The organism is Pseudomonas ogarae, assembly GCF_014268695.2.
Lineage (GTDB): Bacteria > Pseudomonadota > Gammaproteobacteria > Pseudomonadales > Pseudomonadaceae > Aquipseudomonas > Aquipseudomonas kilonensis.
In genome coordinates, this window is sequence record NZ_CP077086.1 from 2,336,428 (window position 1) to 2,361,718 (window position 25,291).

Annotated in this window: 21 protein-coding genes; 6 read left to right on the forward strand and 15 right to left on the reverse strand. The window is 62.0% G+C overall.

All coding sequences use genetic code 11. From position 1 onward, the window contains the following. Positions 1-105: 105 nt before the first annotated feature. From ccoP (HU749_RS10405) to ccoN (HU749_RS10440), 8 genes are all read right to left on the reverse strand, one after another. Positions 106-1,089 carry a cytochrome-c oxidase, cbb3-type subunit III gene (gene ccoP / locus HU749_RS10405; protein WP_014339381.1) on the reverse strand — a complete coding sequence of 328 codons (984 nt, stop codon included), beginning with the start codon at positions 1,087-1,089 and terminating at the stop codon, positions 106-108. After that, positions 1,086-1,271 carry a CcoQ/FixQ family Cbb3-type cytochrome c oxidase assembly chaperone gene (locus tag HU749_RS10410; protein ID WP_003175465.1) on the reverse strand — a complete coding sequence of 62 codons (186 nt, stop codon included), beginning with the start codon at positions 1,269-1,271 and terminating at the stop codon, positions 1,086-1,088. The genes ccoP (HU749_RS10405) and HU749_RS10410 overlap by 4 nt, the downstream gene beginning before the upstream one ends. A gap of 6 nt (positions 1,272-1,277) precedes the next feature. Further along, positions 1,278-1,886 carry a cytochrome-c oxidase, cbb3-type subunit II gene (gene ccoO / locus HU749_RS10415; RefSeq protein WP_014339380.1) on the reverse strand — a complete coding sequence of 203 codons (609 nt, stop codon included), beginning with the start codon at positions 1,884-1,886 and terminating at the stop codon, positions 1,278-1,280. Then, a complete protein-coding gene (gene ccoN, locus HU749_RS10420; RefSeq protein WP_014339379.1) occupies positions 1,886-3,328 on the reverse strand; it encodes a cytochrome-c oxidase, cbb3-type subunit I in 1,443 nt (480 codons plus the stop codon). Before ccoN (HU749_RS10420) ends, ccoO (HU749_RS10415) begins: the two co-directional genes overlap by 1 nt. 481 nt (positions 3,329-3,809) lie before the next feature. Next, positions 3,810-4,763 (reverse strand): cytochrome-c oxidase, cbb3-type subunit III, encoded by a 954-nt coding sequence (ccoP, locus tag HU749_RS10425; RefSeq protein ID WP_079302133.1) that lies wholly within the window; start codon positions 4,761-4,763, stop codon positions 3,810-3,812. Further along, entirely contained in the window at positions 4,760-4,963 is a 204-nt protein-coding gene (locus HU749_RS10430) for a cbb3-type cytochrome oxidase subunit 3 (RefSeq protein ID WP_003199610.1), read from the reverse strand. Before HU749_RS10430 ends, ccoP (HU749_RS10425) begins: the two co-directional genes overlap by 4 nt. A gap of 3 nt (positions 4,964-4,966) precedes the next feature. Then, entirely contained in the window at positions 4,967-5,575 is a 609-nt protein-coding gene (gene ccoO / locus HU749_RS10435) for a cytochrome-c oxidase, cbb3-type subunit II (protein ID WP_014339376.1), read from the reverse strand. Between the two features lie 10 nt (positions 5,576-5,585). Then, positions 5,586-7,010, reverse strand: a complete 1,425-nt coding sequence (gene ccoN, locus HU749_RS10440; RefSeq protein WP_014339375.1) for a cytochrome-c oxidase, cbb3-type subunit I — start codon at positions 7,008-7,010, stop codon at positions 5,586-5,588. A 95-nt stretch (positions 7,011-7,105) separates the two neighbouring features. Here ccoN (HU749_RS10440) and HU749_RS10445 point away from each other — a divergent pair, with 95 nt between their 5' ends. After that, positions 7,106-7,795, forward strand: coding sequence for an alpha/beta family hydrolase (locus HU749_RS10445; RefSeq protein ID WP_095961971.1), 690 nt, complete (start codon positions 7,106-7,108; stop codon positions 7,793-7,795). A gap of 169 nt (positions 7,796-7,964) precedes the next feature. On the opposite strand, the gene HU749_RS10450 is transcribed toward HU749_RS10445, so the two are convergent. The 3 genes from HU749_RS10450 to acnA all read right to left on the reverse strand — a co-directional run bounded on the left by HU749_RS10450 (position 7,965) and on the right by acnA (position 13,473). Next, positions 7,965-9,530, reverse strand: coding sequence for a methyl-accepting chemotaxis protein (locus HU749_RS10450; RefSeq protein WP_079302131.1), 1,566 nt, complete (start codon positions 9,528-9,530; stop codon positions 7,965-7,967). An 87-nt stretch (positions 9,531-9,617) separates the two neighbouring features. Beyond that, positions 9,618-10,406 (reverse strand): CPBP family intramembrane glutamic endopeptidase, encoded by a 789-nt coding sequence (locus tag HU749_RS10455; protein WP_186650301.1) that lies wholly within the window; start codon positions 10,404-10,406, stop codon positions 9,618-9,620. 325 nt (positions 10,407-10,731) lie between these two features. Continuing rightward, positions 10,732-13,473: an aconitate hydratase AcnA gene (acnA, locus tag HU749_RS10460; protein WP_186650304.1), complete on the reverse strand. Its 2,742-nt coding sequence runs from the start codon at positions 13,471-13,473 to the stop codon at positions 10,732-10,734. Between the two features lie 172 nt (positions 13,474-13,645). On the opposite strand from acnA, the gene rlmM reads away from it, so the two are divergent. Beyond that, a complete protein-coding gene (rlmM, locus tag HU749_RS10465; protein WP_186650306.1) occupies positions 13,646-14,734 on the forward strand; it encodes a 23S rRNA (cytidine(2498)-2'-O)-methyltransferase RlmM in 1,089 nt (362 codons plus the stop codon). Positions 14,735-14,878: 144 nt separating this feature from the next. After that, entirely contained in the window at positions 14,879-15,130 is a 252-nt protein-coding gene (tusA, locus tag HU749_RS10470) for a sulfurtransferase TusA (RefSeq protein ID WP_014339369.1), read from the forward strand. Here the strand turns inward: tusA and HU749_RS10475 are convergent. Beyond that, the gene (locus tag HU749_RS10475; RefSeq protein ID WP_275959739.1) at positions 15,127-16,530 is read right to left on the reverse strand and encodes an MATE family efflux transporter; all 1,404 of its coding nucleotides are present in this window, start codon (positions 16,528-16,530) and stop codon (positions 15,127-15,129) included. The genes tusA and HU749_RS10475 overlap by 4 nt on opposite strands. Before the next feature lie 292 nt (positions 16,531-16,822). Here HU749_RS10475 and pdxB point away from each other — a divergent pair, with 292 nt between their 5' ends. After that, complete coding sequence (gene pdxB / locus HU749_RS10480; protein WP_079304334.1) at positions 16,823-17,965, forward strand: 4-phosphoerythronate dehydrogenase PdxB; 1,143 nt, start codon at positions 16,823-16,825, stop codon at positions 17,963-17,965. 127 nt (positions 17,966-18,092) lie between these two features. Here the strand turns inward: pdxB and HU749_RS10485 are convergent, their stop codons facing one another. Then, positions 18,093-18,272 (reverse strand): PA1571 family protein, encoded by a 180-nt coding sequence (locus tag HU749_RS10485; protein ID WP_003199629.1) that lies wholly within the window; start codon positions 18,270-18,272, stop codon positions 18,093-18,095. Positions 18,273-18,530: 258 nt separating this feature from the next. Between HU749_RS10485 and HU749_RS10490 the strand changes: the two genes are divergently transcribed. After that, positions 18,531-20,300, forward strand: coding sequence for an ABC transporter transmembrane domain-containing protein (locus HU749_RS10490; RefSeq protein ID WP_079304336.1), 1,770 nt, complete (start codon positions 18,531-18,533; stop codon positions 20,298-20,300). 213 nt (positions 20,301-20,513) lie between these two features. Here HU749_RS10490 and HU749_RS10495 read toward each other — a convergent pair whose 3' ends face one another. Then, a complete protein-coding gene (locus HU749_RS10495) occupies positions 20,514-22,442 on the reverse strand; it encodes a transglycosylase SLT domain-containing protein (RefSeq protein ID WP_079304338.1) in 1,929 nt (642 codons plus the stop codon). Between the two features lie 213 nt (positions 22,443-22,655). Between HU749_RS10495 and HU749_RS10500 the strand changes: the two genes are divergently transcribed. Continuing rightward, positions 22,656-24,569, forward strand: a complete 1,914-nt coding sequence (locus HU749_RS10500) for an ATP-binding cassette domain-containing protein (protein WP_186650309.1) — start codon at positions 22,656-22,658, stop codon at positions 24,567-24,569. A gap of 182 nt (positions 24,570-24,751) precedes the next feature. On the opposite strand, the gene HU749_RS10505 is transcribed toward HU749_RS10500, so the two are convergent. After that, positions 24,752-25,192, reverse strand: coding sequence for a universal stress protein (locus HU749_RS10505; protein WP_003199636.1), 441 nt, complete (start codon positions 25,190-25,192; stop codon positions 24,752-24,754). Between the last annotated feature and the right edge of the window lie 99 nt (positions 25,193-25,291).

Here is a 25,291-nt window from a genome sequence, read left to right on the forward strand (position 1 = left end):
GTGGGTGGCCGGCAAGCGAAACAGATTTACCCAGGTTTTTCGGTCGGTAACAAAAAGGCCCCGCCAATCAGATTGGAGGGGCCTTTGGTGTATCAGCTACTGGTCTTACTGGGCGTCAGCGGCCGGAGCCTTTTCGCCGTGAGACAGGCTGTAGACATAGGCCGCCAGCAGGTGGACCTTGTCGTTGCCTTGCAAGTCGGCCTGGGCCGGCATTTGGCCCTGGCGCCCGTAGCGGATGGTCTGCTGCAGTTGAGCGAAGCTCGAACCGTAGATGAAACCGGCTGGATGCGTCAGGTCAGGTGCGCCCATGGCAGGCGTGCCCTTGCCAGCTGGACCGTGGCAGGCCACGCAGTTGGCGGCGAACAGTTTCTGGCCGTTGGCCGGATCGGCCTTGGCGCCTTCCGGCAGCTTGCGACCGTGCAGGCTGGTCACCACGTAGGCGGAGACGTCGGCGACACCTTGCTCGCCAACCACGGCAGCCCAGCCCGGCATCACGGCGTGACGACCGCCCATGATGGTGGTCTTGATGGTTTCCGGCTCACCGCCCCAGCGCCAATCGGCGTCGGTCAGGTTAGGGAAGCCATAGGCACCCTTGGCGTCGGAACCGTGGCAGACCGAGCAGTTGGAGGCGAACAGGCGGCCACCCATCTTCAAGGCTTGCGGGTCCTTGGCGACTTCTTCAATTGGCATCGACGCGAACTTGGCGAAGATCGGACCAAACTTGGCGTCCGAACGAGCCATTTCCTTTTCCCACTCGTGAACGCCGGTCCAGCCGGTCTGGCCATTGGCGAAAGGGGTCTGCTTTTCGGTGTCCAGGTAGTTATACCCTGGCAGCAGGCCTTTCCAGTTGCCCAGGCCCGGGTAGAGCACCAGGTAACCCAGGGCGAAGACAATGGTGCCCACGAACAACATGAACCACCATTTCGGCAGTGGGTTGTCGTACTCTTCGATGCCATCGAACGAGTGACCAACAGTCTCGTCCGTTTGTTCGGCGCGCTGGCCCTTACGGGTCGACAGCAGCAGCCAGGTCAGGGCGAAGATCGTACCCAGGCTGAGGACTGTGACGTACAGACTCCAGAACGTAGTCATTCTTTGTTACTCCTAGAAGCTTGCTCGACGTGCTTGATGGCTTCGGGATCATCCGCGAACGGCAGCAAGGTCGCGTCTTCAAACTCCGACTTGCGCTTGGGGCTGAACACCCACAGGGCCAGACCGATAAAGGCCACCATCACGACGACAGTGCCCAGGCCGCGAATCATCCCGATATCCATAAAGAATCACCGTTTGCTTTTGATGATGGTGCCCAGGCCTTGCAGATAGGCCACCAGCGCGTCCATTTCAGTCTTGCCCTTGACGGCATCCTTGGCACCGGCGATGTCTTCGTCGGTGTAAGGCACGCCCAGGGTGCGCAGGACTTCCATTTTCTTGGCGGTGTCTTTGCCGTCGAGCTTGTTTTCTACGAGGAACGGGTAAGCCGGCATTTTCGACTCAGGCACTACGTTGCGCGGGTTGTACAGGTGCGCACGCTGCCAGTCGTCGGAGTAGCGGCCGCCAACGCGGGCCAGGTCCGGACCGGTACGCTTGGAACCCCACAGGAACGGGTGGTCCCAGACGCTTTCACCGGCGACCGAGTAGTGGCCGTAGCGTTCGGTTTCTGCGCGAAACGGACGGATCATCTGCGAGTGGCAGCCGACACAGCCGTTGGCGATGTAGACGTCGCGGCCTTCCAGCTCAAGGGCGGTGCGCGGCTTCATGCCTTCGACCGGCTTGTTGGTCACGTCCTGGAAAAACAGCGGAACGATCTGGGTCAGGCCGCCGATACTCACGGCGATGACCATGAAGAAGGCCAGCAGGCCGATATTCTTCTCTACTGTTTCGTGCTTCATCAGTGAGCTCCAACTACGGCGATCTTGGCGGCGGCTTCAGCTTCAGCCGGGTCAGAGGCACGAACGGTGCGGTACACGTTGTAGGCCATGAACAGCATGCCGCTGGCGAAGAACGCGCCGCCCAGGGCACGAACGATGAAACCAGGATGGCTGGCTTGCAGCGCTTCGACGAACGAGTAGGTCAGGGTGCCGTCGTCGTTGATTGCACGCCACATCAGGCCCTGGGTGATGCCGTTGACCCACATCGAGGCGATGTAGAGCACAGTGCCGATGGTCGCGAGCCAGAAGTGCGCGTTGATCAGGCCGGTGCTGTGCATCTGCGCACGACCGAACAGTTTCGGGATCATGTGGTAGATGGCGCCGATGGAAATCATCGCTACCCAGCCGAGCGCACCGGCATGCACGTGGCCGATGGTCCAGTCGGTGTAGTGGCTCAGGGAGTTGACGGTCTTGATGGCCATCATCGGGCCTTCGAAGGTCGACATGCCGTAGAACGCCAGCGATACCACCAAAAAGCGCAGGATCGGGTCGGTGCGCAGCTTATGCCAGGCCCCCGACAGGGTCATCATGCCGTTGATCATGCCGCCCCAGCTTGGCGCCAGCAGGATGATCGACATCGCCATGCCCAGGGACTGCGCCCAATCCGGCAGTGCGGTGTAGTGCAGGTGGTGCGGACCGGCCCAGATGTACAGGGTGATCAGCGCCCAGAAGTGGACGATGGACAGGCGATAGGAATAGATCGGACGCTCGGCCTGTTTCGGCACGAAGTAGTACATCATCCCCAGGAAGCCCGTGGTCAGGAAGAAGCCCACGGCGTTGTGGCCGTACCACCACTGGATCATCGCATCGGTCGCGCCCGAGTAGGCCGAGTACGACTTGAAGAAGCTGACCGGCAGGGAGGCGTGGTTGACGATGTGCAGCATGGCGGTCACGACGATGAACGCACCGTAGAACCAGTTACCGACGTAGATGTGCTTGGTCTTGCGCTTGACGATGGTGCCGAAGAACACCAGGCCGTAGGTCACCCAGACGATGGCCAGCAGGATAGCCAGGGGCCATTCCAGTTCCGCGTATTCCTTGGTGGTGGTGAAACCCATTGGCAAGGTCACGATCGCACCCACGATGACCGCTTGCCAGCCCCAGAAGGTAAAGGCGGCGAGGCCGTCGGAGATCAGTCGCGTTTGGCAGGTTCGCTGCACGACGTAGTAAGAAGTGGCAAACAATGCACAACCACCGAAGGCGAAGATCACCAGGTTGGTGTGCAGCGGGCGCAGGCGTCCAAATGTCGTCCATGGCAGATCGAAGTTCAACTCCGGCCAGACCAGTTGCGAGGCGATGAAGACACCGAGCCCCATGCCAAGGATCCCCCAGACCACCGTCATGATGGCGAACTGGCGGACTACCTTATAGTTATAAGCAGTCGGACTGATTGCTGTGCTCATTCTAAGGTTCCACGGTTTGGGTGTTTTATTAGGATAAAAATCGGTCGCAAGTATGGAGAAAGCGGGGGGTCATTGCAACGCGCCATGACCTGGGTCAATGCTTTCCAAAGCTGATTCTGCGGCCTTTCCATGTTCCGTGTAGGGACAAAAATGGCCCACGGCAAAATGTCGCAACGAAGGAACGAGGCGAGGGGGTCAGGTCGGTTGTAACGGGGTGTGTTCAAACACAGCGTTCGGGTGATGCCAGGCAACTGTCGCAACAGCCGGTATTCACCAGCCTTTGCGGCCTTTTTGACGAACGATTGTCGAACGCATCGGGTCGGGTCGACCTGAAACCGGCAGTCGCCAGTGCACGCAAAGGCAAGCTTAGACCCGATTCAGGGGAACCGAAAGAAAGACTATGGGAGGGTGCGACAATGCGTCGCGCAGGGACACGGAGCAGCCGCATCCAGACGGATGCGGCTGTTCACGCGGTCAAGATTTATTCGCTTTTGTGTTCGGCTTGCAGGCGCTCGGCACCGGCTGTGTGGGACAGGCTGTAGACGTAGGCGGCAAGCAGTTGCACCTTGTCGTTGCCCAGCAACTCATTCTGCGCCGGCATGTGGCCCTGGCGACCATGGCGAATGGTCTGCTGCAACTGTGCCAGGCTGGTGCCGTAGATGAAGCCGGCCGGTTGCGTCAGGTTCGGCGCGCCCATGGCTTCGGTCCCCTGGCCGGTGGCACCGTGGCAGGCAACGCAGGTGGTGTTGTAGGCCTGCTGGCCGGCTTGCAGGTCGGCACCGCTGTCTGCCGGCAGAGGCAGGCCGGCCAAGTCGTGGCGTACATACGCGGCCACGTTCTTGACCCCGGCCTCGCCCAGCACTTCGCCCCAGGCCGGCATCGCCGCCATGCGGCCACCCATGATGGTGGCCTTGATGGTGTCGGCAGCGCCGCCCCAGCGCCAGTTGCTGTCGGCCAGGTTCGGGAAGCCGAAGGCACCCTTGGCATCCGAGCCGTGGCAGACCGAGCAGTTGGAGGCGAACAGGCGGCCACCCATCTTCAAGGCTTGTGGGTCCTTGGCCACTTCCTCCACGGGCATGGCGGCGAATTTGGCGAAGATCGGCCCGAACTTGGCGTCGGCCTTGGCCATTTCCTTTTCCCACTCATGGGCGCCGGTCCAGCCGTTGTCGTAACCTGGCAGGATGCCTTTCCAGTTGCCCAGGCCCGGATAGAGGACCAGGTAGCCGACGGAAAACACCAGGGTGCCGGCGAACAACAGGAACCACCACTGCGGCAGCGGGTTGTCGTACTCCTCGATGCCGTCGAAGCTGTGGCCCATGGTCTGGTCGACGCTGCCCTTGGTCTCGCCCTTGCGGGTGCCGATCAGCAGCCAGGTCAGACCGATGAGGCTGCCGATGGTCAGTACGCAGATCCACGTACTCCAGAAGGTGGTCATGGCCGGGTACTCCTTGTTGCAGGGTCTTGGGGGGTGGCGATGTCGGCGGGCGGCTCGTCGGCGAACGGCAGCAGGCGCGCTTCGGCGAACTCTGGACGACGTTTGCTGCTGAATACCCACAGGGTCAGGCCGATGAAGGCGATGAACACCACGACCGTGCCCAGGCCGCGGATCATTCCAGTACTCATTTCAAGAACCATGGCTCACCTCTTGCTCTTGATGGCAGTGCCGAGCACTTGCAGGTAGGCCACCAGCGCGTCCATTTCGGTCTTGCCCTTGAGCGAGGCCACGCTACCGGTGATGTCGTCGTCGGTGTACGGCACGCCCAGGGTGCGCATGGCGCGCAGCTTGCCTTCGGTATGGCTGCTGTCCACCGCTTGGGTCACCAGCCACGGGTAGGCGGGCATTTTCGACTCGGGCACGACGTTGCGCGGGTTGTACAAGTGGGCGCGGTGCCAGTCATCGGAGTAGCGCGCGCCGACCCGTGCCAGGTCCGGCCCGGTACGCTTGGAGCCCCAAAGGAATGGGTGGTCCCAGACGCTTTCGCCGGCGACGGAGTAGTGGCCGTAGCGCTCGGTCTCGGCGCGGAACGGACGAATCATCTGCGAGTGGCAGCCGACGCAGCCTTCACGGATGTAGATGTCGCGGCCTTCCAGTTGCAGCGCGGTGTAGGGCTTCATGCCGTCCACCGGTTTATTGGTCACGTCCTGGAAGAACAGCGGCACGATCTGGGTCAGGCCGCCAATGCTCACGGCAAGGACCATCAGCAGCATCAGCAGGCCGACGTTTTTTTCGATTGTTTCGTGTTTCATGGTGGACTCCTCAGGCCATCTGCGCGGCAGCGGCGGCTTCGGCAGGCTGGTAGGCCCGCACGGTGCGCCAGGTGTTGTAGGCCATCAGCAGCATGCCGAGGAGGAAGATCGCCCCGCCTGCCAGCCGCACGACGAAGCCTGGGTGGCTGGCCACCAGGGTTTCGACGAAGGAGTAGGTGAGCGTGCCGTCCTCGTTCACCGCACGCCACATCAGGCCCTGGGCGATGCCGTTGACCCACATCGAGGCGATGTACAGCACGGTGCCGATGGTCGCGAGCCAGAAGTGCGCGTTGATCAGGCCGATGCTGTGCATCTGTGGCCGGCCGAAGACTTTCGGGATCATGTGGTACAGCGCACCGATGGAAATCATCGCCACCCAGCCGAGCGCGCCGGCATGCACGTGGCCGATGGTCCAGTCGGTGTAGTGGGAGAGGGCGTTGACGGTCTTGATCGCCATCATCGGACCTTCGAAGGTCGACATGCCGTAGAACGCCAGGGACACCACCAGGAACCGCAGGATCGGGTCGCTGCGCAACTTATGCCAGGCACCCGACAGGGTCATCATGCCGTTGATCATGCCGCCCCAGCTTGGCGCCAGCAGGATCAGCGACATCACCATGCCCAGGGACTGTGCCCAGTCCGGCAGCGCGGTGTAGTGCAAGTGGTGAGGGCCGGCCCAGATGTACAGGGTGATCAGCGCCCAGAAGTGCACGATGGACAAGCGATAGGAATACACCGGGCGCTCGGCCTGCTTCGGCACGAAGTAGTACATCATCCCCAGGAAGCCTGCGGTGAGGAAGAAGCCCACGGCGTTGTGGCCGTACCACCATTGCACCATCGCATCCGTGGCCCCGGCGTACACCGAGTAGGATTTGGTGAAGCTCACCGGCAGTTCCAGGTTGTTGACGATGTGCAGGATCGCCACGGTCAGGATGAACCCGCCGAAGAACCAGTTACCGACGTAGATGTGCTTGGTGTTGCGCTTGGCCACGGTGCCGAAGAACACGATGGCGTAGGCAACCCAGACGATGGTGATCAGAATATCGATCGGCCATTCCAGCTCGGCGTATTCCTTGGAACTGGTGTAGCCCAGTGGCAGGCTGATTGCCGCCAGCAGGATCACCAGTTGCCAGCCCCAGAAGCAGAACGCGGCGATTTTCGGCGCGAACAGCTGTGTCTGGCAGGTGCGTTGCACCGAATAAAACGAACTCGCAAACAACGCGCACCCGCCGAAGGCAAAGATCACTGCGTTGGTGTGCAGTGGGCGCAGGCGGCCGAAGCTGGTCCATGGCAAATCGAAGTTGAGTTGTGGCCAGACCAATTGGGCGGCGAGAAAAACCCCGAGCCCCATGCCGACGATGCCCCACACCACCGTCATAATGGCGAATTGGCGGACCACCTTGTAGTTGTAGGCGGTACTGATAGAAGTGTTCATGGTTCCCCATCCACGGTTCAGCCGAAGTAGCGCCTGCGCAAGGCAGTGCGGCGTTCTTCGCCTGGAGTTATAGGCAGACTAAAAGCGAGGTCAGCATGGACAAACAGCACAAGGCCAGTATTGACGGGGATCAATGGGCGCGATGTGTAGCCGAACACGGCTGGTTATGGACAGCCGGGCAATCGGTCGCCAGCGCCAAGGCGCCAACCCTGATCCTGGCTCATGGTGCCGGTGCGCCAATGGACAGTGGCTTTATGGAGGAAATGACCGCGCGCCTTGCCGCGCATGGTGTCAACGTGTTGCGTTTCGAGTTTCCCTACATGGCCCAGCGGCGCCTGGATGGGGGCAAGCGTCCACCCAACCCGGCCCCTAAGTTGCTGGAATGCTGGCGTGAGGTGTACGCCACGGTGCGGCCTTATGTCGCTGGGCGGCTGGCCTTGGGGGGCAAATCCATGGGCGGACGGATGGCGAGCCTGCTGGCCGATGAGCTGGGCGCCGATGCGCTGGTATGCCTGGGCTATCCCTTCTACGCGGTGGGCAAGCCGGAGAAACCGCGGGTCGAGCATCTGGCGGCGTTGAAAGCCCGGACCTTGATCGTTCAGGGCGAGCGCGATGCGTTGGGCAATCGTGAAGCGGTGCAGGGGTATGCCTTGTCACCGAGCATCGAGGTGATGTGGCTGGCGGCGGGGGATCATGATTTGAAGCCGTTGAAGGCTTCGGGATTTAGTCATGAGCAGCATCTGGAGGCTGCTGCGGGAAAGGTGGCGGCGTTTCTTCAGGATTGATAGCGTCTGTCCTGGCCTCTTCGCGAGCAAGCTCGCTCCCACAATTGGAGCGCATTTGGATGAGCGACCGAGTTCCCCTGTGGGAGCGAGCCTGCTCGCGATGGCGGCCTGCCAGGCAATAAAAAACCCGGAAGCTTTCGCTATCCGGGTTTTCTGTATCAAGCAACGTTCAGCGGTTAAACCGCTCCACCAACGAGTACTGCGTGTTGGCCGTACGGGTCAGCTCTTCGCTCAGCAGTGCCGAGCTGTGAGCCTGGCCAGAGGTCTGGTCGGCCAGCTCGGAGATATTGCTGATGTTGCGGCTGATCTCCTCGGCCACTGAGCTTTGTTCCTCGGTGGCGGCGGCGATCTGGGTGGTCATGTCGGTAATGTGCGCCACCGCTTCACTGATCCCCACCAGCGCCTCGTCTGCTTCCATGACCCGGGCCACGCCTTCTTCGGCCTGGCGATGGCCGGCGTCCATGGTCTGCACGGCGTTGGTGGCGGTCTGCTGGAGCTTGGCGATCAGGGCGTGGATCTGCCCGGTGGATTCGCTGGTGCGTTGTGCCAGTTGCCGCACTTCGTCAGCCACCACGGCAAAGCCGCGGCCCATCTCCCCGGCGCGGGCCGCTTCGATGGCGGCGTTGAGGGCCAGCAGGTTGGTCTGGTCGGCGATGCCTTTGATCACGTCTACCACGCCACCGATCTCGTCGCTGTCCTTGGCCAGCTGGGTCACGGTCTGCCCGGTCTCGCCGACCACCACCGACAGGCGCTCGATGGCTTCGCGGGTTTCCCCGGCGATGTCGCGCCCGCGGCTGGTCAGGCGATTGGCTTCCTGGGTAGCGTCGGCGGTGCGCTGCACGTGGCTGGCGACTTCCTGGGTCGTTGCCGCCATCTGGTTGACGGCCGTGGCGACCTGTTCGGTTTCCACCCGCTGGCGCTCCAGGCCGCTGGAGCTGTCATGGGCCAGGGTGTTGGACTGGCGAGCCTGATCGTTAAGGTGCTCGGCGGTGTCCTGCAGGCGGGTCAGGCAGGTCTTCAGGCGCGCTTCCTGACTGAGGATCGACATCTCCAGGCGTGCCTGGACGCCGCGGCTGTCGGTATACATTCGGGCGATCAGCGGGTCGGACGTGGTTTGCTCGGCCAGGCGCAGCAGGCGCTTGATTCCGCGTTGCTGCCATTGCAGGCCTAATAGCCCCAGCGGCACCGACAGCAGGGCGGCCAGAGCAAAGCCCCAGGAGGAATCCAGGAAAGCGCCGACGATGAAACTCAACTGGCTGACCAGGATAAACGGTAGCCAGTCCTGCAGTATGGGCACCCATTTGTCGCTACCCGGAACTGCGGACTTGCCTTGGTTGATGCGTTGATAAAGCGCCTCGGCGCGGGCGATCTGTTCGGCGGAGGGCTTGACCCGCACCGACTCGTAGCCGATCACCTGGTTGCCCTCGAACACGGGCGTGACATAGGCGTTGACCCAGTAATGGTCGCCGTTCTTGCTGCGATTCTTGACGATGCCCATCCATGGCAAGCCTTGTTTCAGCGTACCCCACATGTGCGCGAACACAGCGGATGGGACGTCGGGATGGCGCACGAGGTTGTGCGGCGAACGAATCAGTTCTTCCTTCGAATACCCGCTGATGTCAACGAACGCGTCGTTGCAGTAGGTGATCACGCCCTTGGCGTCGGTGGTCGAAATCAATCGTTGCTGGGCCGGGAAGGTCCTTTCGCGTTGTGTGACGGGCTGGTTGTTACGCATGGTGTGTAGATCCGCAAGGCTTTGAAAGGCTATGAAAGGTTGTCGGCGGTGTCAGGTTTTAATTGAAGTTATTTTTGCCTGTCGCTATCACGCCAGCATCGGGTAGGTAAATAGGGCGAAATGAAGCAGATTGAGGAGGAAATGCGTGGCAATCGCCGCGCCCAGGCCGCCAAAACGATACGCCAGGCCGTAACCGACCCCCGCCAGGCCCGACAGCAGCACCCATTGCCAACCTGCGCCAGCATGTACCAGGCCGAACAGTAGCGAAGACAGGAGCAGCGCCAGGTTGTCGCCGTAACTCAGGTGTTTGAAGCGCCGGCTCAAGCCCCCCTGAATGTAGCCACGAAACAGCGCTTCCTCCACCAGCGTCACCAATAAAAGATTGTTGAACACCCACAACCAGGCTTGATCCGGCCATTTCGGCGCCCAGTGGATCATGCCCAGCAGCATGGCTCCGCCGAGGGCCAGCACCGCGCTCAACGCCAGGCCCAGTGCCGTGGCCCCTGCCGCCAGGCGCAATGGGCGTCGGCCGACGATCCAGGGGCAGGCCAGCAACAGCCAGAAGCCGATCAGCGGCTTGTCCTGGTTCAGGTACATGGCAAACGGCGCGGCGTCGTCGGTCAAGCGTTGCGCCGGGATCACCCGCCCGTTGAAGAAGCCGGGCATCCAGTGCAGGGCCAATGCCAGGGCCATGATCAGGAACAGGGCGTGCCCGAGAAACTGGCCTACCGGCGTTTGCTGTTGGCGAACCGCATACCCGGCAAACAGCAATAGCGCGACCGAGATGACAGCCGTCCAGGTCAAATGGCCGTAGACCAGCGCCAGACCGTAGCCTGTGGAGAGGAGGGCCAGGTGAAGCCAGGGTAAAGCGGGCATACAACATCCTTTTAGCGGAAGAGCTCGGGGCGAGAGCGGCCGTTGGGGCTTCGACGCCACCGTGTCGCGCAAAGGGCACATTTGTGTCCATGCAGGTTCATGCGCAGGAGGGGCAAGCCGTTGGCGGACTCTGTTCCGTGAGTGCCGACGGGATTATAGGCGGGCCGATACAAAAACATCGCCTGTTAAGAGGTGAATAACGGTCAGTAAGCCGCAGAACCTGTGGGAGCGAGCTTGCTCGCGATAGGGGCTTGTCAGTCAACATCGATGTTGACTGTTCTACCGCTATCGCGAGCAAGCTCGCTCCCACAGGGGGGGCTGATCTTTAGCCGGCAATCAATTGCCGCAGTACATAGTGAAGGATCCCGCCGGCCTTGAAATACTCCACTTCATTCAAGGTATCGATCCGGCACAACACTTCGATTCGCTCCTGGCTGCCGTCCTCTCGGGTGATGACCAGGGGCAGGTTCATGCGCGGCGTCAGTTCGACGTCATTGAGGCCCAGGATGTCCAGGGTTTCCTTGCCCGTAAGGTTCAGGCGCTTGCGGTTCTGGTCGAGCTTGAACTGCAATGGCAGCACGCCCATGCCCACCAGGTTGGAGCGGTGGATGCGCTCGAAGCTTTCGGCGATCACCGCCTTGACCCCCAGCAGGTTCGTGCCCTTGGCGGCCCAGTCCCGGCTCGACCCGGTGCCATATTCCTGCCCGGCAATCACCACCAGGGGCGTGCCGGCGGCCTGGTACCGCATGGCGGCGTCGTAGATCGGCATTCGTTCGCCACTGGGGATGTAGATCGTGTTGCCGCCTTCTTCGCCGTCGAGCATTTCGTTGCGAATGCGGATATTGGCGAAGGTGCCGCGCATCATCACCTGGTGGTTGCCGCGCCTGGAGCCATAGGAGTTGAAGTCTCGCGGCTCCACGCCTTGTTCGCGCAGGTAGCGACCGGCCGGGCTGTCGGCCTTGATATTGCCGGCCGGGGAGATGTGGTCAGTGGTCACCGAGTCTCCCAACAGGGCCAGGACCCGGGCACCCTCGACGTTCCTGACGGCCGGTGGCGGCCCGCCGATGTCGTCGAAGAACGGCGGGTGCTGGATGTAGGTCGAGTCGTCCTGCCAGACGTAAGTCGCCGCTTGCGGCACTTCGATGGCCTGCCATTGTTCGTCACCGGCAAACACGGCAGCGTATTCCTTGTGGAACATGCTGGTGTTGACCTGGGCCACGGCGGCGGCCACTTCCTGGCTGCTGGGCCAGATATCCCGCAGGTACACCGGCTTGCCGTCCCGATCGTTGCCCAGCGGCTCGCTGCTGATGTCGATGCGCACGGTGCCGGCCAGGGCATAGGCGACCACCAGCGGTGGCGAGGCCAGCCAGTTGGTCTTCACCAGTGGGTGCACCCGGCCTTCGAAGTTGCGGTTGCCTGACAATACCGAGGCCACCGTCAGGTCGGCTTTCTGGATGGCTTTTTCGATCGGCTCCGGCAATGGTCCGGAGTTGCCGATGCAGGTGGTGCAACCATAGCCCACCAAGTCGAAACCAAGTTTATCCAGGTACTCGGTCAGGCCGGCCGCCTTGTAGTAGTCGGTGACCACCTTGGAGCCCGGGGCCAGGGAACTCTTGACCCAAGGCTTGCGGGTCAGGCCTTTCTCCACGGCTTTTTTCGCCAGCAGCCCGGCGGCCATCATCACGCTGGGGTTGGAGGTGTTGGTGCACGAGGTGATCGCTGCAATCACCACCGCGCCGTTTTTCAGGCGATGGGTGTGGCCTTCGAATTCGTATTCGGCTTCGCCCACCTGATCGGCATTGCCCACCGCGACGCCACCGCCACCTTCACTTTCCAGGCGACCTTCTTCTTTGCTGGTGGGCTTGACCTGCAACCCCAGGAAGTCGCTGAAAGCCTGGCCGACATTCGGCAGCGAGACCCGGTCCTGCGGGCGTTTGGGCCCGGCGAGGCTGGCCTCGACGCTGCCCATGTCCAGCTCCAGGGTGTCGGTGAACACCGGCTCCTGGCCGGGCAAGCGCCACAGGCCTTGGGCCTTGCAATAGGCCTCCACCAATTTCACCGTTTCCGCTGGGCGTCCCGACAGGCGCAAGTAGTCCAGGGTCACATCGTCCACCGGGAAGAAGCCGCAGGTGGCGCCGTATTCCGGCGCCATGTTGGCGATGGTGGCGCGGTCGGCCAAGGGCAGATCGGCAAGACCGTCGCCATAGAACTCGACGAACTTGCCCACCACGCCTTTCTTGCGCAGCATCTGCGTGACGGTCAGCACCAGGTCGGTGGCGGTGATGCCTTCGCGCAGTTTGCCGACGAGTTTGAAGCCGATGACCTCGGGAATCAGCATCGACACCGGCTGGCCGAGCATGGCCGCTTCCGCCTCGATCCCGCCGACGCCCCAGCCCAGCACGCCGAGGCCGTTGATCATGGTGGTGTGGGAGTCGGTGCCCACCAGGGTGTCCGGGAACGCGTAGGTGCGGCCGTCTTCTTCTTTAGTCCACACGGTGCGGCCCAGGTATTCGAGGTTCACCTGATGGCAGATGCCGGTGCCCGGCGGCACCACGCTGAAGTTGTCGAAAGCGCTCTGGCCCCAGCGCAGGAAGGCGTAGCGTTCGCCGTTGCGTTGCATTTCGATGTCGACGTTCTGCTCGAACGCCTGGCTGCTGGCGAATTTGTCCACCATCACCGAGTGGTCGATCACCAGGTCCACCGGCGACAGCGGGTTGATGCGCTGGGGATCGCCGCCGGCCTTTTCCATGGCGGCGCGCATGGCGGCCAGGTCGACCACGGCGGGGACGCCAGTGAAGTCTTGCATCAACACCCGTGCCGGGCGGTATTGAATCTCGCGGTCGGAACGGCGCTCCTTGAGCCAACCGGCCAGGGCCTTGAGGTCGGTGCCGGTGACGGTTTTTTCATCTTCCCAGCGCAGCAGGTTTTCCAGCAGCACCTTCAACGACATGGGCAGTTTGTCCAGGTCACCCAGGCTTCGGGCGGCATCCGGCAGGCTGAAGTAGTGGTAGGTCCTGGCGTCGACTTGCAGTGTTTTAAGGGTTTTCAGGCTATCGAGGGACGGCATTGAAATCACTCCTTTGAGTCCGCACGGCTACGGACTGACGGAACGGACAGAGCCTTTAACCTAGCCCTGTTTTGAGCGTATGACTAATCACTGGACTCTATGGACAGGTTCGCGGTTCCGAACTCCGCTATCATGCGGCGGTTTTCGTGACAGGCTTTGCTACGGAGTTTCAATGAACACGCTTTTCATGCACTGCCGGCCGGGCTTCGAAGGCGAGGTCTGTTCCGAGATCGCCGAACACGCGGCCCGGCTCAACGTAGCCGGCTACGCCAAGGCCAAACCAGCCAGTGCCTGCGCTGAATTTGTCTGCACCGAAGACGACGGCGCCGAGCGGCTGATGGGCGGCCAGCGTTTCGCCGAATTGATTTTCCCGCGCCAGTGGGCGCGCGGTACCTTCATCGATTTGCCGGAAACCGATCGCATCAGCGTCATCCTGGCCCACATGGCCGCTTTCCCGACCTGTGGCAGCCTGTGGCTGGAAGTGGTGGATACCAACGACGGCAAGGAACTGTCGAACTTCTGCAAAAAGTTCGAAGGCCCGTTGCGCAAGGCGCTGATTGGCGCCGGCAAGCTGGTGGACGACCCGCGCAAGCCGCGCCTGCTGCTGACCTTCAAGAGTGGCCGCGAAGTGTTCCTGGGCCTGGCCGAATCCGATAACTCGGCGATGTGGCCCATGGGCTTTCCCCGCCTGAAGTTTCCCCGGGAAGCGCCGAGCCGTTCCACCCTCAAGCTTGAAGAGGCCTGGCACCATTTCATTCCCCGGGACCAGTGGGACGAGCGGCTGCACAGCGACATGACCGGCGTGGACCTCGGCGCCGCGCCAGGCGGCTGGACCTGGCAGTTGGTCAACCGGGGCATGCTGGTGACCGCCATCGACAATGGCCCGATGGCCGAAAGCCTGATGGACACCGGACTGGTGCAGCATCTGATGGCAGACGGCTTCACGTTCAAGCCCAAGCAGCCGGTGGACTGGATGGTCTGCGATATCGTCGAGAAACCGGCACGCAACGCGGCGATGCTGGAAGAGTGGATTGGCGAAGGGCATTGCCGCGAGGCCGTGGTCAACCTCAAGCTGCCGATGAAACAGCGCTATGCCGAGGTCAAGCGCCTGCTCGAGCGCATCGCCGAGGGTTTCAAGGCTCGGGGGATCAAGGTCGAGATCGGTTGCAAGCAGCTGTACCACGATCGCGAGGAAGTGACGTGCCATCTGCGGCGGTTGGACACCAAAAAGCCCCGTGGGAGCAAAGCTTGCTCGCGATGAACGATGACGCGGTCCGGAGATCGAGGTGCCTGCATCGCGGGCAAGCCTTGCTCCCACAGTCCTGCTCCCACCTGTTTGCGATTCCACAGGCTTTGCTCAGGACCGACATTGCGCGACAATGCCGGCCAGCTTCAGGAGTAGAACATGAGTGAAATGAACGATACGCCGGTGGACGGCACGCTGGATGCCACGGGCCTCAATTGCCCGGAACCGGTGATGATGCTGCACCAGCACATTCGCGACCTGGTCCCCGGCGGGCTGCTGAAAGTGATCGCCACCGACCCCTCGACTCGCCGCGACATCCCCAAGTTTTGCGTGTTCCTGGACCACGAACTGGTGGCGCAGCAGGAGGAAGCGGGCACGTACCTCTACTGGATCCGCAAGAAACTCGCTTAATCCGTTGAGCGACTGAGGCGGATCTGCTTGCGCGCGCTGCGTGCCAGGCGGATCGACAGCATCAGCGCCGCGCAGCTCAAGCCCACGATCAGGCCTTGCCACAACCCGCTCGGGCCGCTGGCCGCGCCGAGCCAGTCGGTCAGACCCAGGGCGTAACCCACTGGCAGTCCGATGCCCCAATAGGCGAACAGGGTCAGGATCATCGTCACCCGGGTGTCCTGGAAGCCGCGCAATGCGCCCGCCGCCGTGACCTGGATCGCATCGGAAAACTGGAACAGCGCCGCGTAGACGATCAGCATCGAGGCCACGTCGATCACCACTGGATCGGCGGTATAGATCGCCGCGATGGGCCCGCGCAGTGCGAACATCAGGCTTGCCGACAGGCAGGCATACGCCAAGGCCGTGCCCATACCCACCCCGGCGGCGAAGCGTGCTTCGCGCGGCTGACGACGGCCCAGGGCCTGGCCGACCCGCACCGTGACGGCCATGCCCAGGGAGTAGGGGATCATGAACACCAGGGAGCTGAAGTTCAGTGCGATCTGGTGCCCGGCCACCACGGTGGCGCCGAGGCTGCCGATCAGCAGGGCGATCACTGCAAAAATACTCGACTCGGCGAACACCGCGATGCCAATCGGCAGGCCGATGCCCAGCAGGCGCTTGATGACGGCCCATTGCGGCCAGTCGAAACGGCTGAACAACCGGCTCGACTGATAGGCCGGCGCCCACCGGGCCCAACCGGCCATGCCCAGGGCCATGACCCACATCACGATGGCCGTGGCCCAGCCACAACCGACGCCGCCCATGGCGGGCACACCCAGGTGCCCGTAGATGAAGATGTAATTGAGCGGAATGTTCAGCGCCAGCCCACACAGCCCCAACACCATCGCCGGCCGCGTGCGACCCAGGCCATCGCTGAAGCAGCGCAGTACGTGATACAGCGCCACCGCCGGCAAGCCTGTGCCGATGCCCCGCAGGTATTCCATGCACGGACCGATCAGTTCAGGATCGACGTTCATGATGTGCAGGATCGGTTCGGCGCTGAACAGCGCCAGCGTCGCGATCAACCCCACCACCAATGCCAACCACAGCGCCTGGCGCACCAGCGGCCCGATCTCGTCGAACGTACCGGCACCGAAGCGCTGGGCAACTTTCGGCGTGGTCGCCAGCAATGTGCCGGTCATCAGCAGGAACACCGGCACCCAGATCGAGTTGCCCAGGGCCACGGCCGCGAGGTCCCGTGGGCCGACCCGACCAGCCATCACCGCATCGACAAACCCCATGGCGGTGGTTGCCAGTTGCGCCACCATGATCGGCAGGGCCAGGGCCAGCAAGGTCCTGAGTTCGAGGCGAACGCGGGCCGGGCGGGAGAGGGTGATGGGGGTATCGATGACAGGGTTCACAGGGAAAGCGTCCGAAAAGGTTAAGCGCAAGGCGGCGAATTCTACGCCTTGACACAGTGGTCAGGAAAAAACCTGTGTTGTGGATTTGTAATCGTCAACGTCTGCCCGGGTAGTTTCTGTGGCGAGGGAGCTTGCTCCCGCTGGACTGCGAAGCAGGCCCCAAAAGCTGGCGGCTGCTTCGCACCCGAGCGGGAGCAAGCTCCCTCGCCACAAACGCGCTCACTGAAGCAATGGGCTGGCCCATCGAGGCGAGGAACGCCTACACTGCCCCTCCCGCCAAAGGAGCTCTGCCATGCTGATCGTCGCCGACGAAAACATCCCCCTGCTCGATGCGTTTTTCCAAGGGTTCGGCGAAATCCGCCGGGTACCGGGGCGGGGGATCGACCGGACGATGGTCGAGCACGCCGATGTGTTGCTGGTGCGTTCGGTCAGCCAGGTCAATCGGGCCCTGCTGGAAGGCAGCAAGGTGCGCTTTGTCGGCACCTGCACCATCGGCACCGATCACCTGGACCTGGATTATCTCGCCGAGGCCGGTATCCGCTGGGCCAGCGCGCCGGGCTGCAATGCCCGTGGTGTGGTGGACTATGTGCTGGGCAGCCTGATGACCCTGGCAGAAATCGAAGGCGCACAACTCGAGCAACGAACCTTCGGCGTGGTCGGCGCAGGCCAGGTGGGCGGGCGGTTGATCGAGGTGCTCAAGGGGCTGGGCTGGACCGTAAAGGTCTGCGATCCGCCGCGTCAGGCCGCCGAGGGGGGCGACTATGTGAGCCTGGAGCAGATCATCGAGCAGTGCGATGTGATCAGCCTGCACACACCGTTGACCCGCGACGGTGAGCAACCGACCTGGCACCTGTTCGACGAGGCGCGCCTGAACCAGCTCAAGCCCGGGACCTGGCTGATCAACGCGGCCCGCGGCCCGGTGATCGACAACGCCGCGCTACGCGAAGTGTTGCTGGAACGCGAAGACCTGCAAGCGGTGCTGGATGTCTGGGAGCAGGAACCCACCGTGGATGTGGACCTGGCCGATTTGTGCGTGATCGCCACCCCGCACATTGCCGGTTACAGCCTCGATGGCCGTCAGCGCGGCACCGCCCAGATCTACCAGGCCTTGTGCGCTTTCCTGGAACAGCCGGTTGAAGTCAGCCTCAGCGACCTGTTGCCTCGGCCTTGGCTCGGTGGCATCACCCTGGATGCCGCAACCGACCCGGCCTGGGCCTTGGCGGCGTTGTGCCGGAGCGTGTACGACCCCCGTGGCGACGACGCGAACTTTCGCCGCAGTCTGGTGGGCACGGTCAGCGAGCAACGCAGCGCGTTCGACGCCTTGCGCAAGCATTATCCGCCACGGCGGGAAATCGACAGCTTGAAGGTTCGTATAGAAGGGCAGTCGGTGGCCTTGCAACAGATCGTGACAGCGCTGGGTGCCACCACCCTTTAAGGGCGGTGCGCTCTTGTGGCGAGGGAGCAAGCTCCCTCGCCACAAGAGCCTGGCCACAGGCGTCTGCAAAATCAGCAAGCATAAAAAACCCGACATCAAGGTCGGGTCCAATTGAAGACGGGCTGTATCACTTTTGTTCGGCAGGCTTGACCAGGCGTTTTTCCAGCTCGCTGCAGGCTTTCTGGATCATGTCTTCGGTGATCGGTACTTCGCGCCCTTGGGCATCGATGAACGAGCAGCCCAGAGACTGGTCCGGTTGCGTGCGGATTACTTGAATCTTGTCGTCGCTGCTGTGTTGCAAGGACATGGCCTGTCTCCTCATCAGGTTGTGTGCTTACTTTAATGTCGCCAGGTGACCGAGCCATGACACTCCTTGTAGGTTCATGGCGACACCTCCACTCAATCAGAAACACAGTTGCGTTTCCAGCCAGACTTTAGACCGATAACATCTAGCTGCTAGTCGTAGTGGTCATATTTAACCTGACTCATTCTGATTCAACTTGGTTCCGCTGCGTTTCGACGGCGCGGGCCGACCTTTTTCCTGCTGCATTATCGGACGCCTTTGATGCTTTCTTCCCGACATCGCCGTGCCATACGCCTGGCCAGCGGCTTCATCGCCCCTTACCGCAAACAGGTCGCCGGCGCCTTGCTGGCCCTGATTGTCACCGCCGGTATTACCTTGTCCATGGGCCAAGGCATCCGGTTGCTGGTGGACCAGGGCTTCATGACCCGCTCACCGCACCTGCTCAATCAATCCATCGGCCTGTTCATGGTGCTGGTGGTGGGGCTGGCGATCGGTACGTTTGCACGTTTTTACCTGGTGTCCTGGATCGGCGAGCGGGTGGTGGCCGATATCCGGCGGCAGGTCTTCAACCATCTGGTGTACTTGCACCCGGGCTTCTACGAAAACAACCGCAGTTCGGAAATCCAGTCACGGCTGACCACTGATACGACTTTGCTGCAATCGGTGATCGGTTCGTCGCTGTCGTTGTTTTTGCGCAACGCCTTGATGGTGGTGGGCGGCATCGTGCTGCTGTTCATCACCAATCCCAAGCTGACCAGTATCGTGGTGATTGCCTTGCCGCTGGTATTGGCGCCGATCCTGATCTTTGGTCGTCGAGTGCGCAGCTTGTCGCGTGAGAGCCAGGACCGGGTTGCCGACGTTGGCAGCTACGTCTCCGAAACCCTCGGCCAGATCAAGACCGTGCAGGCCTACAATCATCAGGTCCAGGACGAACAACGTTTCTCCCTGACGGTGGAGCAGGCCTTCGACACCGCCCGCAAGCGCATCGCCCAGCGGGCCTGGCTGATCACCCTGGTGATCGTACTGGTGCTGGGCGCGGTGGGGGTGATGCTCTGGGTCGGCGGCATGGATGTGATCGCCGGGCGGATTTCCGGTGGTGAGCTGGCGGCATTCGTGTTCTACAGCCTGATCGTTGGCAGCGCCTTCGGTACCCTGAGCGAAGTGATCGGCGAGCTGCAACGGGCCGCAGGCGCGGCAGAGCGCATTGCCGAGTTGCTGCGTTCGGAAAACATCATCCAGCCGCCCGCTTCAGGCGTTGTCACCTTGCCGGAGCGGGTCCGGGGCGATTTGCGCCTCGAGGGCGTGCGTTTTTCCTATCCGTCTCGACCGGACAGTTACGCGGTCGACGGCCTCGACCTGAGCATCAAGGCCGGCGAGACCCTGGCCCTGGTCGGGCCTTCCGGTGCGGGCAAGTCAACGGTGTATGACCTGCTGCTGCGTTTCTACGATCCGGTGCAAGGGCAGATCCTGATCGACGACGTGCCGTTGACTCAACTCGATCCGCTGGACCTGCGCCGCCACTTCGCCCTGGTTTCACAAAACCCGGCGCTGTTTTTCGGCACGGTCGAAGAGAACATCCGCTACGGCAACCCTGGCGCAACGTCCGAGCAGGTGCGTGAGGCTGCGCAGATTGCCCACGCCCACGACTTCATCGAAAAAATGCCCGACGGCTACCAGACCCACCTGGGCGACGGTGGCCTGGGCCTGTCCGGCGGCCAGCGCCAACGCCTGGCCATCGCCCGGGCGTTGCTGGTGGACGCGCCGATCCTGCTGCTGGACGAAGCCACCAGCGCCCTCGATGCGCAAAGCGAACACCTGATCCAGCAAGCCCTGCCCAACCTGATGAAAAACCGCACGACCCTGGTCATCGCCCACCGCCTGGCCACGGTGAAAAACGCTGATCGGATCGCGGTGATGGACCAGGGCAAGGTGGTTGCGGTGGGCACTCACCAGGAGCTGGTTGCCAGCAATGCGTTGTACGCGCGGCTGGCGGCGTTGCAGTTCAATCAGCAGGGTGAGGACGTTCAGTGAATCTGATGTGTTGAGACCAATGTGGGAGCGAGCCTGCTCGCGATAGCGGCTGATCAGCAACAATGATGCCGACTGTCACACCGCTATCGCGAGCAGGCTCGCTCCCACAGGGCCCAACAACCGACCAAGTAACCGACCAAGTAACCGACCAAAAAATGCCCGCATCTTTCGATGCGGGCATTTTTTCTTCTCAGGAACAGCTTCCGCTAATAATCACTGATCATCGAAATAGCGCTCATGCCAATCCACCAGCGGTTGCGGCGAGTTGAGTTTCTGGCCGTAGATCACCGAGTACGACAACACGTTCTGCACATATTGGCGGGTTTCGTCGAAAGGAATACTTTCGACCCAGACGTCGAAGCTCAAGTGGTCGGCGCCGCGCAGCCACTGGCGCACGCGACCGGGGCCGGCGTTGTAGGCCGCCGAAGCCAGGACGCGGTTGCCGTTGAACTGGCTGTGAACCTGGCTCAGGTAGGCTGCGCCCAACTGGATGTTCTTGTCCGGGTTCAGCACTTGCTGAGGTGAAGCCAGGGGAATGCTGAACTTGCGCGCGGTTTCCTTGGCGGTGCCAGGCATCAGTTGCATCAGGCCGGCGGCACCGACGCCGGAGCGGGCGTCGTCCATGAAGGCGCTTTCCTGGCGAGTGATCGCGAACACCCAGCTCGAGTGCAGGCCACGGACTTTGGCTTCGCGCACCAGGGTGTCGCGGTGGGCCATGGGGAAGCGGATGTCCAGGTCGTCCCAGTACTTGGCCTGGCTGATGGTGCGAATGGCGGGGAAGTACCACTTCAGGTCGTAGGCCAGTTTGGCCTGGGCAACCATTTCGTCCCGGTTGAAATGACGGCTCACGTGATACCACTCGCGGCGTCCGTCAACAATGTCTCCGCGGGCATGGAATTCCAGCGCCCGACGCACGCCGGGTGTGTTGCGCACCTTGCTGATCAGTGCCTGGCTCATCACCAGCGGCTTGTTGATGAGCGAGTACGGCGACTGGGAGCGGTCGGCGGCCAGGAAGCCATAGAAGTCCCGTTCACGGGCCAGGTGCTTGTAGAGCGCCGCTGCCTCGGGATTCTGTGGCTGCGCCAGCTCCAGCGTGCGGGCTTGCCAGTACCGCCAGCGGTTGGTGCTGGCCAGCGACTCGGGCAGGCGGCGGGTCAGTTGGTAGGCGTCGTCCCAGCGGGCCAGGCGTAGCAGCAGGCGCAAGCGCCACTCCGAAACGGTGTCATCGCGCAGTTCCGGGTCGTATTTCGTCATCACGTCCAAGGCCCGGCTGTCAAAGCGCTTGGCCAGGGTCAGGCCGATTTCCCGGGCAATCGCGACTTTTTCATCTCGGGAAAAGTGCATGGTGCTGGCGTAGCCATCCAGCAGTGCCATGGCCTTTTCCGGATCCTGGCGGGCCAGGCGACGCAGGCCAAGGCTGACGATATCGGACATCGGTTCATCGGCCGGACTGAAGCGCGACGGCTGGTTGAGCAACTCGGGCTTCTGCGCCACGTCCACCAGCAACTTGCCACGGGGGGCAAGGGTGGTCAGGCCGCTGACCAGGCTGTTGGCCAGCGGGTAGTTGCGGGCCTGGGCCGCCAATTTGGTGCGCTCCCAGCGTTTCTGTTCGGTCAACTGGCCCTGGGAGGCCCATAGGCCGAACAGTGCATCGCAGGCCTGGGGTTGGGACTTACCGGAGAGCCAGAGCTTTTCGGTATTGGCATAGCCTTCGGCCTTCAAGCCGTGGCTGAGCTGGTACTGGGCGTTAAGGCAGTCCAGTTCGGTGAAATTGAGCTTGGGGTCGTAATACTTGACGAACGTTTTCCAGTCGCCGCGCTCGCTCAGCCAACGCAGCCAGCGCAACTTCATCCAGTTGGCCTGGGGCAGGTCCCCATGCTCGGCGAGGAATTTCTCGATTTCGGCGTTGCTGGCGCTCTTGAGGCGGGCGGTCAACTCGTCATAGGCCAGGTAAGGCTCCAGCGGATAATCGCGCAGGGCCTGGCTATAGCGGAAGTAGGGGCCGGAATCACCCTTGGCCAAGGCACGCTTGGCCTCGTTGTAATATTGGCGTTGAGTGGAGATATCCACCGCCTGCGCGGATTGAACGGCAGTGGCACATACAAAAAGACACGATACAACACTGAAAAGGCGACTGCGCATGAGACGTCCGGGCATAAAAAACATGACAAGCCCAAGGGAAAACCCAGGGTAACTGTCTGTAGCTTAGCCTTTTGCCAGCAGCCGGCGAAAGCTTTGCGGAGTCGTCGGTGCAAGTTCGCAGCATTTGTTATGCAGAGTGCTTCGGTGGCGAAATTGGCGGACCCCTGGGGCCTCATCTCAGGTAGAATGCGCGCCCGGTTTTTGGAGAAGCTCATGACCCTGCTCAAATTCAGCGATGTGTCCCTTGCTTTCGGCGCTATGCCGTTGTTGGACAAGGTGTCCTGGCAGATCGCCCGTGGTGAGCGGGTGTGCATCATCGGCCGCAACGGCACTGGCAAATCCAGCATGATGAAGCTGGTCAAGGGCGATCAAAAGCCCGATGACGGCTCGGTCTGGCGCGCGCCAGGCCTTAAAATCGGCGAATTGCCCCAGGAACTGCCGGTGGCCGACGAGCGGACCGTGTTCGACGTGGTTGCCGAAGGCCTGGACGGTGTCGGCGCGCTGTTGGCCGAGTATCACCACCTGAGCCAGAACATCGTCACCGATGCTGACCTGAACAAGTTGATGCACGTGCAGCACGACCTTGAAGCCCGTGACGGCTGGCGTCTGCAGCAACTGGTCGACAGCACCCTGAGCCGCTTGCAATTGCCGGCCGACAAGACCCTCGCCGAGTTGTCCGGTGGTTGGCGTCGCCGCGTCCTGCTGGCCCAGGCCCTGGTCTCCGAGCCGGATCTGCTGCTGCTCGACGAACCGACCAACCACCTGGACATCGGCGCCATCGCCTGGCTTGAAGAAGCCCTGAAAGACTTCCAGGGGGCGGTGTTGTTCATCACCCACGACCGTTCCTTCCTGCAAAACCTGGCGACGCGCATCCTCGAGCTGGACCGTGGCGGCCTGATCGACTGGAACGGCGACTACGCCAGTTTCCTGGTGCACAAGGAAGCGGCGCTGGCGGCGGAAGAAACCGCTAACGCGCTATTCGATAAAAAACTGGCCCAGGAAGAAGTCTGGATTCGCCAGGGCATCAAGGCTCGTCGCACCCGCAACGAAGGCCGTGTGCGGGCGCTCAAAGCCTTGCGCATGGAACGCAGTGAACGTCGCGAGCGCACCGGCAAGGCCAACATTCAGTTGGATACCGCTGACAAGTCCGGCAAGCAGGTGATGGTCCTTGAGAACGTAAGTTTCGCGCACCCGGGCGGCCCGTTCCTGATCAAGGACTTCTCCATGGTGCTGCAGCGTGGTGATCGCATCGGCCTGCTGGGCGCCAACGGCACCGGCAAGACGACCTTGCTCAAGCTGATGCTTGGTGGTCTGGTGCCGACCAATGGCAAGGTGGAGGAGGGCACGAAGATCGACGTTGCCTACTTTGACCAGTTGCGTCATCAGCTGGACCTGGAAAAAACCGTGATCGACAACGTGGCCGAAGGTCGCGATTTCATCGACATCGATGGTCAGAGCCGCCATGTGTTGAGCTACCTCGGCGATTTCCTGTTCAGCCCCCAGCGTGCCCGCACGCCGGTCAAGGCGCTGTCGGGTGGCGAGCGTGCCCGTCTGTTGCTGGCCAAGTTGTTTAGCAAGCCGGCGAACCTGCTGGTGCTTGACGAACCGACCAACGACCTGGACGTGGAAACCCTGGAGTTGCTGGAAGAGGTGTTGCTGACCTTCAACGGCACCGTGCTGATGGTCAGTCACGACCGGGCATTCCTCGACAACGTGGTCACCAGCACCCTGGTGTTCGAGGGCGAAGGCCTGGTGCGTGAATACGTCGGTGGTTATCAGGACTGGCTGCGCCAGGGCGGCTCGCCGCGTCTGCTGGGAGTAACCGAGAGCAAGTCCGGCAAGGCCGACCTGAATTCGGCGGTGGTCAAGGCCGAGCCAGCCCCGGTAGCCGCGGCAGCGGCACCGGCCAAGAAAAAACTCAGCTACAAGCTGCAGCGCGAGCTGGAGGCGTTGCCGGGTGATATCGACGCGAAGGAACAGCAGATCGCCGCCGTGGAGGCCGAGATGGCTGACGCCGGCTTCTACCAGCGGCCAGCGGCCGAAACCGCCAAGGTGATCGCGCACCTGGAGCAGTTGCAGGCCGAGCTGGACGCACTGGTCGAGCGTTGGGCTGAACTGGACGCTTGATCCGCTGTTGAAAAAAATCCCGGAATTCAGCAATGAACGCCGGGATTTCTATTTGAAACGCTATTCCCCTGTAGGGGGCTGCCTGTGGGAGCAAAGCTTGCTCGCGATGAACGATAACGCGGTCATTCGACAGACCGGGATGCCTTTATCGCGAGCAAGCTTTGCTCCCACAGGTTTAGGGTTTATGTGCGCTTGACCAGATGTACCGCCAGCACATCGCAAGGCGCGCCATGCAGCACGTCGTTGGCGGTCGAGCCCAGCAACAGCGCCAGGCCGTGGCGACCATGGCTGCCGACCACAATCAGGTCGCAACCCTGTTCCTTGGCCAGGTGATGGATCTCCTGGCGCGGCTGGCCGTAGGTCAGGTGGCTGAATTCCTTCTTCAGGGCAGGGTATTTCACGATCAGTCGGTCAAGGCGCTCCTTGGCCTGGTCAAATTGTTGCTGCTGCAACTGGGAAAGGTCCATGGGCACGTCGCCGCCGAAGGCCATGGCCATCGGTTCGACGATATGCACCAGCGACAGCTTGGTGTCCCGGCTTTCGCAAAGGGCGAGGGCGCGCTTGACGACCGGATCGCATTCTTCAGTGAGGTCGACGGCGACCAGAACGTGTTCGTAGTACATGGAAAGCACTCCAGAGAATTGCGATACGGTAAGTATGGCTGGTTTCAAGCGCATTGACGGCGACGTGGCTCAATGGGCTCATCAGAATTCGGGAGTACG